The sequence below is a fragment of the Thermoanaerobacter kivui genome (assembly GCF_000763575.1).
GTDB lineage: Bacteria > Bacillota > Thermoanaerobacteria > Thermoanaerobacterales > Thermoanaerobacteraceae > Thermoanaerobacter > Thermoanaerobacter kivui.
This window is the reverse complement of record NZ_CP009170.1, coordinates 1,125,343-1,138,735: the sequence shown is the minus strand read 5'-3', so window position 1 is coordinate 1,138,735 and position 13,393 is coordinate 1,125,343. Positions and strand designations below refer to the sequence as shown.

Sequence of the window (13,393 nt, the reverse complement as noted above, 5' to 3'; positions counted from 1 at the left end):
CCCCTTTCCCATCTCATTGTCCTATGAAATTGTACAATTCAAAGAGTGGCATAATAATTGAGACAACTATAAATCCCACCACTGTCGCTAACATTACAATTATCAACGGTTCTAATAAAGTTGTCATCTGTGATACAGCTGTGTCCACTTCTCCGTCATAAAAATCCGCAGTCTTATTTAATATGCTGTCCAGAGAGCCCGAACTTTCTCCAACGCTGATCATCTGGATGACCATCGGCGGAAAAATACCAATTCTTTTTAGTGGCTCAGAAAGAGGTATGCCTTTTTTTACATCTTCCTGTGCTGCCCTTAACCCTTCTGCAACTACAGTATTCCCCACAACCCTTTCAACCACTTCCATCGCTTTAATAAGAGGTATACCTGCACTTATTAAGGTACCTAAAGTCCTTGTAAACCTTGATATCAAAACTTTTCTGTTTAATGGCCCAAAAATTGGCATGTTTATAAGCATTGTGTCATAAATTCGCCCTCCCTCTTTTGTCCTTAAAAACCTCGAAAGAGAAAAGGAAAATAATACAATCCCACCTATGTACAAATACCAATATTGAGATATAGAACTGCTTACAGCAAGAAGTATGCGTGTAGGAAGAGGTAACTCAACTCCAGCATTTTTAAACATACTTACAAAAACGGGAAGAACATTTGTCAAAAGAAAAATAACAACTAATACAGCTACTATAGAAACGATGACAGGATATGTCAAAGCAGACTTTACTTTTTGATCTAATTCATTTTCCTTTTCAAAGTGGTCTGCCATTTCATTCATTACTTTGTCAAGAGTACCGCTTACTTCCCCCACTTCTATCATATTGTACAAAAGCATAGGGAAAACATCCTCATGTTTTTTCATCGCATCAGACAAAGTTCTTCCTTTTTGAACTTCTTCATACACTTCACTTAAAGCTTTTTTTAACCTTTTGTTTTCCACCTGTTCCTTCATAGTGGCTAAAGAAGTTACAATAGGTATACCTGCATTTATTAAAGTTGCAAACTGCCTGCAAAAAACAGCAATATCTTTTATTTTAACCTTTTTAAAAGAAGCAAAATCCAATATGTCCTGTTTTACAACTTCTTCTTTGATGTCAATTATATAATAATTTTTTTGCTTTAAAACATCAATGCACTGAGCCTTTGAATCAACTTCCAAAGTCCCTGTAACGAGATTTCCTCCCATATCCCTTGCCCTATATGCATACAACGGCATATAATCACCTCTATATCATGCGAGAAAAATTCTCTTGGTCCACACAATAGGTCAATGCATCCTCCAAAGAAATAACTCCTCTTTTTAACAGATGTAAAATAGACATATCCATTGTCATCATTCCAAACTTGCTACCTGTTTGTACAGCAGATTGTATCTGGAAAGTTTTTCCTTCTCTTATGAGATTTCTTATCGCAGGAGTGGCAATCATAATTTCTGTTGCAACTACTCTACCGCTATTGTCTTTTTTTGGTATGAGCTGTTGAGAAATAATCCCCTCAAGCACGTTGGAAAGTTGTATTTTTATCTGCTGCTGTTGATGGGGAGGAAAAACATCAATAATCCTATCGATCGTCTTTACAGCTCCTATTGTGTGAAGAGTCGACAAAACAAGATGACCCGTCTCAGCAGCAGTTATAGCAATCTGAATCGTCTCTAAGTCTCTCATCTCTCCAACTAATATCACATCGGGGTCTTCCCTCAAAGCAGCCCTCAAAGCTGAAGCGTAAGATGCCGCATCATGCCCAATCTCTCTTTGATTTACTATGCTTTTGTTGTGTTTATGTAAATATTCTATAGGGTCTTCAAGAGTCAAAATGTGACAAGTCCTTTTAGAATTTATAAGGTCTACCATAGAAGCCAATGTAGTAGATTTACCACTGCCAGTAGGTCCTGTTACCAATATAAGCCCTCTCGCCTTCATGGCTAGGTCTTTAACTATTGGAGGAAGTCCCAGCTCTTCTATAGAAGGAATTCTCAACGCTACCGACCTTATCGCAAGGCTATAACTTCCTCTTTGCTTGTAAACATTTATTCTAAATCTTCCAAGCCCTGTCACAGAGTAGGATAAGTCTATATCGCCATTTTGCTCTAACCTATGTAATTGTTCACTTGTAAGCAAGTCTTTTACTATCTCTTCTGTCTGTTGAGAAGTAAAAGGTTCTCCCTCTAATTTTTCTAAATAACCATTAATTCTAAGCACTGGAGGTACTCCAACAGTTATGTGCAAATCTGAAGCTTTTCTCTCTACTACAAGCTTTAAAAGTTCTTTTGTGTTCATAGGCATCAGTCCTCGTACGTTAGTCTTAGCATTTCATCAATTGTAGTTTTGCCTTCTAAGACAAGTCTTTTGGCACTTTCCCTTAAAGTTTTCATTCCATTTTTTACTGCTTGTATGCCAATCACATCTGAAGAAGCCTTTTTGTTTATGAGCTCCTTTATATCAGAAGTAACTGTCATTATTTCATATATAGGAATTCTTCCCCTATATCCCGTTTTATTGCAAACAGCACAACCTCTTCCTTTATATAGGGTAAAGTCTTTGTCTTCTTCAATGCCAACAAGTTGTTTTTCTCTATCAGAAGCTTTATAGGAAGTTTTACAATTGTCACATATTCTTCTTGCTAATCTTTGAGCTATAACTCCCACCACAGCCGAAGACACAAGATACGGCTCTATCCCCATGTCTATAAGCCTTGTTATAGCTCCTGCCGCGTCATTTGTGTGCAAAGTTGACAGAACCAGGTGCCCTGTTATAGCAGAGCGAATGGCTATTTCTGCAGTCTCTGTGTCCCTGATTTCTCCAATCATTATGACATCGGGGTCCTGCCTCAAAATAGACCTCAAAGCAGTGGCAAAAGTAAGACCCGCCTTTTCATTGACTTGCACTTGATTTATTCCTTCTATTGAATACTCAACAGGGTCTTCAACAGTTATTATATTGATATTAGGCTTGTTAAGCTCTTTTAACATAGCATACAAAGTCGTAGTTTTCCCACTACCTGTTGGACCAGTCAAAAGCACAATGCCATTAGGTCTTTTTATCAATTTATCAAACAACATCAAGTCCTCTTCTTCAAAACCCAGCTGTTCTTTTGTCATGATGAAATTTTCCTTATCCAAAAGCCTTAACACCAATTTTTCGCCGAAAACTGTAGGCAAAGAAGAAACCCTTACATCTATGTTTCTTCCCCCTGACACAAATTCAAATCTTCCATCCTGTGGAAGTCTTCTCTCTGCAATATTCATGTTTGCCATAATTTTTACTCTTGTTACCACCGGACCGTGGGTACTTTTTATAGTCCTCATAGCTTCTGTCAATTGCCCATCTATCCTAAATCGAATGCGTAGGTCCTTTTCTGTAGGTTCAATGTGAATATCAGAAGCCCTGCTTTTTATAGCTTGCTCAATTATAGAATTCACAAGCCTTACAGCGGGAGCATTTTGCACCTCTTCAAGAATTTCGTTTGGCAGCTCACTTGCCGTTTCACTTTGAAATTCCTTTTTAAAATCTTGAACTGCTTTCTCTGCCTGTTCTCTTCCATAAATCCTATCTATAGCTTTTAAAATGCTGCTTTCAGAAGCAATCAAAGGCTTTACGTTTTGCTTTGTAATAATTTTCACATCGTCAATGGCAAAAATATTTAGAGGGTCTGCCATTGCCACTAATATACCATCTTCATCTTTTTTAATCGGGATGATAATGTACCTTTTGGCGACAGCTTCAGGAATTAATTTCGCCACATCTGGGTCAATGTAATATTTTTGCAAATCCACATGAGGGATACCTAACTGAAATTCAAGGGCTTCCAGTATTTGCTCTTCTGTAACATAACCTTGTTTTATGAGAACTTTTCCTAACTTTTCTCCTGTCTTGCTTTGTATTTCCATGGCATGTTTTAACTGTTCTTCAGTGATGAGACCCACTTCAACCAAAAGCTCACCCAGCTTTTTTTTAGCCATAAATATACCTCCCAAAAACAATAAAGCCGGTTGCACCACTGTATCCATGAGGCGTAAAGTGCCCATATATAGCCCCACTTCATCTACTTCTTTATAAAATATTCTACAAATTATGCGTAATTCCTTCTTTTAAATGCATGTATACTAAATCTTTTTCAAAAAAATTTCCCGTCCACAGCTTAAAAGAATGATTAGCCTGATTTATTAACATAGAAAACCCATTCGAATATTTTATTCCATTTCTTTTGGCGTATTTCAAAAAAGCAGTTTCAAAGGGATTATATATAAGGTCGTAAACAAATTTAGCCTTTGAAACTACCTTTTCACTGACTGGTGAATCCTCAACATTGGGATACATGCCTACACTTGTAGCATTAACAAGCATATCTATTTCTGACATTTCCTCCACCTCATTGATACTGCAATAATTACAATCAATCTTAAATTCTTTTTTAATGTACTCTGCCAAATCTTTAGCCTTATCTACATTTCTATTAGCAATTACCATTGAATTTATGCCGTTTAATGCAAGGGATACACACACCGCTTTAGAAGCCCCGCCTGCTCCTAAAATAACGGCTTTTCGCCCACTAATCGTCTCTTTCGCCTCTATTAAAGAATCTATAAAACCTTTTGCATCAGTGTTATAACCTTTTAGTATTCCTTCTTCATTAACCACAGTGTTGACTGCCCCGATTTTTAAAGCTTCTTCTGAAATGACATCTAAATATTTCATTATCCGCTCTTTGTGTGGAACAGTTACATTAAATCCTTTTATATTAAGAACTTTTACACCCTTTACCGCATCTTCAAGATTATCTGTCAAAACATCAAAAACCGTGTAAATGCAGTTTAAATCCAAGGACCTAAAAGCAAAATTATGTATTAAAGGAGACAAACTATGTTCTACAGGATGTCCTATAAGACCATATATTTTTGTCTTAGAATTGATCTCCATATTCCTCAATCCTTTTAAGAAAATGTCTTTCTGCTCTTCTCATAAGCCTCGTCCAGCCAAATTCCTCTTTAGACAAAGGCTTTACCAAAATGGTGTATAAACCTGCTCTTTTCCCTCCCAAAATATCAGTAAATATCTGATCTCCTATTAAAGCAGTTTCATTGGGTTTTGCGTTTAAAATCTTAAGAGCTTTTTTAAAGGCTCCTTTTCTTGGTTTGATAGCCCAGGCTATACCCGGTACGCCAATTTTTTCTCTAAATTCGTTTACTCGCCTTTCAGTGTTGTTTGAAATAAGACAAATTTTAAAGCCATTTTGCTTAAGCCTTTCAAACCATTCTATTGTTTTTTTATCAGGAAGCTTGCATTTGTACGGCACTAAAGTATTGTCTATATCAATAACAAGATTATTTATGCCTCTTTTCTTTAGCATATTCAAATCTATTTCATATACGCTTTCCACTATCATATCAGGAATCAACTTTTCATACATATGTTCACCTCATTTTGTTAAAATTATATAATAAAAAAAAATAAACTGTCAATACAAACAGTTTTACATGGAAAGCTCTTTAAAAAGCTTATTTAAAGCCTTCTTTTCAATCCTTGAGACATAGGAACGAGATATACCAAGCATCTTTGCTATTTCTCTTTGAGTCCTCACTTTCCCATTGTACAGACCATACCTCATTTCTATAATTAACCGTTCTCTATTTTTTAAAACGCTGTTCATTTTACTGTACAACTTTTTAATTTGAAGTTTTTTCTCCACTTGCTCTGATATTTCATCTTCCTCTGTGCCAAGTACATCCATCAAAGATATCTCATTGCCTTCTTTATCTACTCCAATAGGATCCTGTAAAAAAACCTCTCCTTTCATCTTTTTTTCCGTTCGTATAGACATAAGTATTTCGTTTTCTATACATCTGGCTGCATATGTGGCAAGATGTGTTCCTTTAGAAGAATCAAAGGTGGAAATTGCTTTTATAAGCCCTATTGTCCCAATAGATATTAAATCATCTATATCTTTACCTGTGCCACTGTACTTTTTAACAACATGAGCTACCAACCTTAAGTTTCTTTCTATTAAAATATTCCTCGCTTCCTCATCACCGTTTTTATAAGCTTCTAAATATTTCTTTTCTTCTTCTGGAGTAAGTGGATTGGGAAAAGAGTTGGTGTTTGTCAAGTAACCAAGATTTAAGATTTCCTTTACAATTGAAGCCAAAATTGCAACAACAACTTCCCACATTGCCGCCACCCCTTTTTTCAACATTACACATCTATTATATGAGGTTTATACAAAATGGTGCACGTACATCAATATTTCATTATTTCCTCCGCTATTTCTTTAAAAAGAGGGGCAGCTTTAGTTCCTCCAGTATCTCCATTTTTTACAAAAATCGAAATTGCATATTTAGGCTTATCAAAAGGAACAAAACCTGTAAACCAAGCATGATATATATTTAGCTCCTTGCTAACTTCAGCAGAACCTGTTTTACCAGCACTGCCATAGGTAGTCTCAGCCCTTTTTCCTGTTCCTTCTTGGTCAATAACCACTTCTCTCATCATTCCTTTTAAAATTTTGGCTGTTTTTTCGCTTATCACCCTGTAAGACTTTTTCTGAGACAATTTTTCAATTTCTTTCCCTTCTTCATCAACTATTGCAGTCACTAAACGTGGAACATTCCTAACACCGTTATTAGCTATTGTCGCTGCGATATCAGCTGCTTGAAGAGGCGTCATCAGCACATCTCCTTGCCCTATTGACAAATTCCCAATACCTGCTCCATAAGTATCAGACAATTTAGGCAATCTCCCTATTTGCTCAGGTATTGGCAGACCATCATCACTTTCTATTCCAAATTTTCTCGCCATCTCCAAAATATTTTTGGCCCCTGTTATTTGCCCAATCTTTATAAAAGTAGTATTGCAGGAAACTGCAAAACCTTTTACCATGTTTATTACTCCATGACTTTCTCCTTTGTAATCGTGAAATACTATTCCATTTATATCATAACTACCACTGCAATAAAAAGTATCCTGTAAATTCACTTTATTATATTCTAACGCTGCAGCAGCTATTACAATTTTAAAAATAGAGCCAGGTGGATACATTGAGACAGCTTTGTTTATAAATTCTTCGTTAGAGCTATTTAAATAAGCTTGAATATTATTTTGGTCAAAATTAGGCCTACTTGCCATTGCAAGTATATCACCTGTTTTTATATCTAATACCACTGCTGCTCCATCTACCATATTCTTGTCAAGAGCATCTTCTACTGCCTTTTGTATGTGATAATCAAGAGTAGTTTTTACCCCCAAAACTTCTTTTCCAGAAGTTTTTAACCTTACTCCTAACCCTTTTATATAATCAGTATTATTCCCATCAGTAAACACTGCAATGCTATCTTCCCTTTTGCTATTTAAAATTTCATTAAAAGTATCTTCTAAACCCATCTTTTTCTCTCCTACATACCCTATTACATGTCTTGCTAAAGAATTTTGCGAATACCTTTGAGGCAAAGCTAACTTAAAAATGCCTATAGGTAATTTGTTGTTTGAGTTAAATTTAACTTCATATTTCACATAATCTTTTGCACTTTTTAAGGATTTTAACACATCCTCACAGTTTACTGCGGCAATTTCACTTATAACCTTAGCGGCTTTTTCTTTGTCAGTTAACATTTTAGGTATCGCAAATATATATTCTTTATATTCTCTATCAGTAAAAGGAGTCATATTCCTGTCGTATATTTCTCCTCTTCTCTCCAAAATTTTAAAGCTTCTAATTTTTTGTTCCACTGCTTTTTGAGAATAAAAATCTCCTTTGATTACCTGAATGTAAAAAAGCCTAAAAATCAATGTTAACGTTAAAATTGACAAAACTACCCTCAAAAAAACAATCCTATAATTTCTATTTTCCATAAAACTTTGCTCCTTTCAGGAAAAAGTATTCCCAAAAGGAGCAAGTTTTAACCTAATTTTTAATTTCTCGACGCAGTATAAAAAATTCTTCTACAGGATACTTTACAGGAATTTTCACTATCATTTGAGGATGGGGAGCTACTTCAATCTCATTTCCTTCTTCATCCCACATTTTTTCAATTTGCTGCTCAAACTCTACTTTAGGACCCATAATCTCAATTTTATCTCCCACAAACATCCTATTTCTTTGCTCTACAACAGCAATTCCTGTATTTGGGTCATAATCTTTAACAATTCCTACAAAATCATGAGTCCGTATATATTTTGAAGACTCATAATTTTGAGCATCAGGACCTGGTTTGCCAAAATAAAACCCTGTGGTAAATCCTCTGTGACTTGCTTTAGAAACCTCTTCAAGAAGTTTTTTGTCAAAAACATAATCTTTTCCTTTTTCAAGGTAATCGTCAATCGCCTTTCTGTAAGCCCGTGTCACTACAGCAACATAGTAGGCACTTTTGTTTCTTCCCTCAATTTTAAAACTTGTAACTCCAGCCTCAACAAGTTCTGGAATGTACTCTATCATGCATAGGTCTTTAGAATTCATAATATATGTGCCCCTTTCATCTTCGAAAATGGGCATATACTCTCCTGGCCTTTTTTCTTCTACAAGATAATATTTCCATCGGCAGGGTTGCGCACACTCTCCTTTATTAGAATCGCGGCCAGTCAAATAATTGCTTAAAAGACACCTCCCCGAATAAGAAATGCACATGGCACCGTGAACAAAAGCTTCTAATTCCAAAGTTTTTGGCGTTTTTTCCCTTATTTCTTTTATTTCTTTCAAAGAAAGCTCTCTCGCCAATATAATTCTCTTTGCCCCTAAATTATGCCAAAACAAAGCACTCTTATAATTTACATTATTTGCTTGAGTGCTGATGTGAATATCTATATTAGGCGCTACTTCTTTTACAATAGAAAAAATTCCCGGGTCAGATAAAATAATAGCGTCTATTCCAATATCTTTTACAGCCTCTATATATTCAGGCAATCCCTCTAAATCCTCATTGTGAGGGAATATATTTATGGTGATATAAGCTTTTTTCCCGTGTTTTTTGACATATTTTACTGCTTCTTTTATTTCGTCAAGAGTTAAACCGACGGATGACCTTAAACTGTAATGTCTTCCTCCAAAGTATACAGCATCTGCTCCATAGTTTATCGCAATTTTCAACCTTTCCAAATCTCCAACAGGTGCCAAAAGTTCTATCATCTTTCCTCCTCCTTAACACTTACAGCCAAACCATCCCCCAATGGCAAAATCACAGTAAAGAGCGTTTTATCCTTGTACAAAACATCTATAAAATCTCTCATCCTATAGACAATGGTTCTTCTTTTGTGTTTAACATTCTTTTCTCCTACTACATAGCCTTTGTACAATACATTATCCCAAACGAATATACCACCTTTACTTAAAAGCCTTTTACTTTCCTCGTAAAATTCTCTATAGTGCCCTTTTGCAGCATCCACAAAAATTAAATCGTACTTTTTGCTCAAATTAGGTAAAACCTCTTGTGCTTCTCCACAGATAATCTCAATTTTATCCTCTATACCCGCTTTTTTAAAATTTTCTTTCGCCATTTCAGCTAAATTAATATCTCTTTCAATTGTAACTATATGAGTTTTGGAATAAGCCTTCGCCATTATTATAGTAGAATAACCTACAGCAGTGCCTATTTCCAGTATATTTTGTGGTTTTTTGACTTTCACTATAAAGTTTAAAAACGCAGCCACTTCTGGTTTCGCAATGGGAATATAATTCTTGCGAGCATACTTTTCTATCTCATTTAATGGATATTCAAACTTAGGTGTCATCTCTCTTATAAATTTAATATCTCTTGAGGTTATTTCCATAACTCAACCCTTTCACAAAATTATTTACTATTTGTTAAAATAGCCTTTTGCGCTTTTAAATGCTCTTCATAGGTTTTTGTAAAAATGTGGGACCCGCCTTCTTTTGCTACATAATAATAAAAATCATGTTTTGCGGGAAAAAGAGCCGCTTCAATAGATTTAAACCCCGGATTGCAAATAGGACCTATAGGTAGGCCATAATGTTGATAGGTATTATAGGGCGAATCTACCTCCAAATCCTTATACAAAAGCTTGTCTTTGTGTTTTCCCAACGCATACTGAACAGTAGCATCTATTTGAAGTTTCATATGCTTCTTTAAACGATTGTATATTACCCCTGCAATCAAAGGTCTATCTTTGTCAACAACAGCCTCTTTTTCTATCATAGAAGCTATTATGACAATTTGGTCAGGAGACATTCCTACATTTTTCGCATTATCCTTTATAGTAGTATTATAAACTTCTTCAAACCTTTTAAGCATGCTATTTATTATTTCTTTTTCACTAGCATCTACAGGTATTTGATAAGTATCAGGAAAAATGTATCCTTCTAATCTACTGGGTCTGTCTTTCGGTATGTCTTTTAAAAAATCGTAGTTAAAAGTATCATTTTGTGCAACTTCTAGAAACTTATTTTTATTTACTAAGCCCAATTGTGATAACTTTTCAGCTATGTCTTTAACAGTAAATCCCTCTGGAATCGTCACTTTTATTGTATCGTTTTGTACCTTACCTGCAGCTATTTTTTTAATTATTTGGTCTGTAGTCATGTTAGAACTTAAGAGGTATTTACCTGCCTGTAATTTACCATCAGCGTTTAACGCTTTAACTCTTAACACAAAAAACCATTCGTTTTTTATCAAATTGTTTTCCTTCAAAATTTTGCCTATCTTTACAGTCGAATATCCTTTTGGGATATTTATGACCTTTTGAGGTGCATCAGTATTTGCTGTCACTGGTTGAAAAAGGCTTTGATAATAGACAAAAGCAGAGAAAATCAAAAAAATTACAGCAATCGTTAAAGGTACTAATTTACTTTTTCTTTTGTATTCGACATTATTCATGGATTTCTCTCCCTTTATAGCTATACATAAATTATATAATTAAACAAAAATAAAAACAAGTAAGCCTAATGCTTACCTGTTTTTACAGAGAATATTTATCTTTTAGCCTTTTGTAAGCTATGAACACTACATAGCCAAATATGCCTGTGACGATTGCCTCACTCAAAGCTATATATAAAGCAACAAGGTAGTAAGGCATCTTAGTAAAGTAGCTTACCCATATAGATACAACGAGCGCATTTAATATTATAGGGGGCAATATACCTTTATAAAAAGTTTTGGTCTTTGATGTAAGGTACGCAGCTAATAACGTCACTAAACTTCCACCTAAAATATCAATTAATCCAAAAGGACTTCCTATATTCGCTAACAAGCATCCTATAAAAACTCCCCACACCGCTGCCGGTTCTATCATAGGTAATACCACTAAGGATTCAGATAATCGAAATTGAATAGGTCCGTAAGAGACACTACCTAAAGCAACAGTGACAACAAAATAAACTGCTGCAATCACTCCAGCTTTTACGATGTATTTTGCATCCAATTTCTTCATTCTATTTCATCTCCATCGGTTCCATGATTATTTTAACTATATCATCCATTATCTTTGCAATATTGTACTCCAAAGAGAGGTATGAACTTATCTCTGGATTGAGGTTTAATATATCCCACAACTTTTGTAATACCTCTTTTTCTTTAGGGTCTACTTTTTCTCCTGTCAGTTCTTTAGCCTGTATCTCCAGTTGTTTCTTTCTGAAGTCTTCTAACATCTTTTTGTTTTGCTCATTTTCATTTATCTTTTTATACGCCTCTTTAAAAGCCTTGTACTCTGGCAATTGCTTTATGGCATTGGCAAGTTCATATGCTTTGTCATAAACGTTCATATAACACTTCCTCCCATTTAAATCTCCATTATAATTGGCAATATCATGGGATTCCGCTTGGTCTTTTCATACAGAAAACTGCTTAAATTGTCTTTTATCATTGATTTTATAGCAGACCATTCATTAATCTCTTCTTTTTCGCACTTTGCCAGCACTTCTCTAACGATATTTTTGGATTCCTCCATTAAATCTTCAGATTCTCTCACATATACAAATCCCCTTGAAATTATGTCGGGGCCTGCAATGAGACTGCCAGTTTCTTTGGATATGGTAACTACTACTACTAATAATCCATCTTGTGCCAAATGTTTTCTGTCTCTTAAGACGATATTTCCTACATCTCCTACCCCAAGACCATCTACTAATACTTTACCCGCTGTGACTGTACCTGCAACTCTGCCAGAATTTTTCGTAAACTCTAATACCGTCCCATTATCTACTACAAAGATATTTTGGGGAGGCATTCCTAAAGTCTCTGCAAGCTTAGCATGCTGAACTAAATGTCTGTATTCTCCATGAACAGGAATGAAAAATTTAGGTTTTATTAATGTATGAAGTAGCTTAATCTCTTCTTGACAAGCGTGACCCGATACATGAATATCTGCCAATGCTTCATAAATTACATTGGCACCTTTTTTAAATAATTGGTTGATGACGCGAGAAATAAGTTTTTCATTTCCCGGAATAGCAGAAGCAGAAATTATCACTGTATCTCCCGGTACAATCTCTACTTTTTTATGCTCAGAAGAAGCCATTCTTGTAAGAGCAGACATAGGTTCTCCTTGGCTTCCGGTGGTTATGATAACAACTCTGTCATGGGGCAGTTTATTAGCTTCATCAATATCTACTAAAAGCCCATCAGGGATAAGCAAATACCCTAATTCTACTGCTACATTGACCACATTTAACATACTTCTGCCAGAAATAGCAACCCTTCTTCCATATTTGTAGGCAGAGTCTATAATTTGCTGTACTCTGTGAATATTGGAAGCAAAGGTCGCAACTATAATGCGCTGTTCTGCTTTTCTAAAAAGATTGTCAAAAGTTTCTCCAACCGTCCTTTCTGACATGGTATAACCGGGTCGTTCAATGTTCGTGCTGTCACACAGCATTACAAGTACTCCTTTTTCCCCTAACTGTGCAAAACGGTGTAAGTCTGCAATTTCTCCTCCTATAGGAGTAAAGTCTATTTTAAAATCCCCTGAGTGAAACACTGTTCCGACAGGAGTGTGGATTGCAAGAGCAGCCGAATCTGCTATGCTGTGAGAAGTCCTTATGAACTCTACTTTAAATTGGCCAATTTCCACAATCTCCCTGGGTCTTTCCGTTATCAATTTACTATCTTTTAAAATGCCGTGCTCCTTCAACTTATATTCTACCAAACCTAATGTTAAGCGAGTGCCGTACACCGGAACATTAAGCTGTTTTAGAACATAAGGTAAAGCTCCAATGTGGTCTTCATGACCATGAGTGAGAACAATAGCCCTCACTTTTTCACGATTTTTCAACAAATAAGTAATGTCAGGAATGACGAGGTCTATTCCCAACATCTCATCATCAGGAAAAGCGAGACCGCAATCAACCACTATAATGTCATTCCCGAACTCAAAAACAGTCATGTTTTTGCCGATCTCATTTAAACCGCCCAATGGTATTATTTTGAGTTTTGCCTTGTTTGCCAAAT

13 protein-coding genes and 1 riboswitch are annotated in these 13,393 nt (G+C 35.5%); all 13 genes read right to left on the bottom strand.

All coding sequences use genetic code 11. The features are described 5' to 3' along the window. Window positions 1-13: 13 nt before the first annotated feature. Window positions 14-1,225, bottom strand: coding sequence for a type II secretion system F family protein (locus tag TKV_RS05685; protein WP_049685119.1), 1,212 nt, complete (start codon window positions 1,223-1,225; stop codon window positions 14-16). Between the two features lie 10 nt (window positions 1,226-1,235). Beyond that, on the bottom strand, window positions 1,236-2,285 hold the full coding sequence (locus TKV_RS05680) for a type IV pilus twitching motility protein PilT (protein ID WP_049686223.1): 1,050 nt from the start codon (window positions 2,283-2,285) through the stop codon (window positions 1,236-1,238). Between the two features lie 5 nt (window positions 2,286-2,290). Next, on the bottom strand, window positions 2,291-3,967 hold the full coding sequence (gspE, locus tag TKV_RS05675) for a type II secretion system ATPase GspE (RefSeq protein ID WP_049686222.1): 1,677 nt from the start codon (window positions 3,965-3,967) through the stop codon (window positions 2,291-2,293). Window positions 3,968-3,982: 15 nt separating this feature from the next. After that, a riboswitch (cyclic di-GMP riboswitch) is annotated at window positions 3,983-4,067 on the bottom strand. 3 nt (window positions 4,068-4,070) lie between these two features. Then, window positions 4,071-4,925 carry a shikimate dehydrogenase gene (gene aroE, locus TKV_RS05670; RefSeq protein ID WP_049685118.1) on the bottom strand — a complete coding sequence of 285 codons (855 nt, stop codon included), beginning with the start codon at window positions 4,923-4,925 and terminating at the stop codon, window positions 4,071-4,073. Further along, a complete protein-coding gene (locus TKV_RS05665; protein ID WP_049685117.1) occupies window positions 4,909-5,415 on the bottom strand; it encodes a YqeG family HAD IIIA-type phosphatase in 507 nt (168 codons plus the stop codon). Before TKV_RS05665 ends, aroE begins: the two co-directional genes overlap by 17 nt. 63 nt (window positions 5,416-5,478) lie before the next feature. Beyond that, window positions 5,479-6,174: an RNA polymerase sporulation sigma factor SigK gene (gene sigK, locus TKV_RS05660; protein ID WP_049685116.1), complete on the bottom strand. Its 696-nt coding sequence runs from the start codon at window positions 6,172-6,174 to the stop codon at window positions 5,479-5,481. Window positions 6,175-6,242: 68 nt separating this feature from the next. Then, the gene (locus tag TKV_RS05655) at window positions 6,243-7,850 is read right to left on the bottom strand and encodes a peptidoglycan D,D-transpeptidase FtsI family protein (protein ID WP_049685115.1); all 1,608 of its coding nucleotides are present in this window, start codon (window positions 7,848-7,850) and stop codon (window positions 6,243-6,245) included. Window positions 7,851-7,902: 52 nt separating this feature from the next. Then, entirely contained in the window at window positions 7,903-9,120 is a 1,218-nt protein-coding gene (locus TKV_RS05650) for a peptidase U32 family protein (RefSeq protein ID WP_049685114.1), read from the bottom strand. Beyond that, window positions 9,117-9,761, bottom strand: a complete 645-nt coding sequence (locus TKV_RS05645; RefSeq protein ID WP_049685113.1) for an O-methyltransferase — start codon at window positions 9,759-9,761, stop codon at window positions 9,117-9,119. The genes TKV_RS05650 and TKV_RS05645 overlap by 4 nt, the downstream gene beginning before the upstream one ends. A gap of 20 nt (window positions 9,762-9,781) precedes the next feature. Further along, on the bottom strand, window positions 9,782-10,825 hold the full coding sequence (mltG, locus tag TKV_RS05640; RefSeq protein ID WP_049685112.1) for an endolytic transglycosylase MltG: 1,044 nt from the start codon (window positions 10,823-10,825) through the stop codon (window positions 9,782-9,784). 82 nt (window positions 10,826-10,907) lie between these two features. Next, entirely contained in the window at window positions 10,908-11,378 is a 471-nt protein-coding gene (locus TKV_RS05635; protein ID WP_049685111.1) for a QueT transporter family protein, read from the bottom strand. 1 nt (window position 11,379) lies between these two features. Next, window positions 11,380-11,709 (bottom strand): YlbF family regulator, encoded by a 330-nt coding sequence (locus TKV_RS05630; RefSeq protein ID WP_049685110.1) that lies wholly within the window; start codon window positions 11,707-11,709, stop codon window positions 11,380-11,382. Window positions 11,710-11,726: 17 nt separating this feature from the next. Then, window positions 11,727-13,391, bottom strand: coding sequence for a ribonuclease J (locus TKV_RS05625; protein ID WP_084574329.1), 1,665 nt, complete (start codon window positions 13,389-13,391; stop codon window positions 11,727-11,729). Window positions 13,392-13,393: the final 2 nt, after the last annotated feature.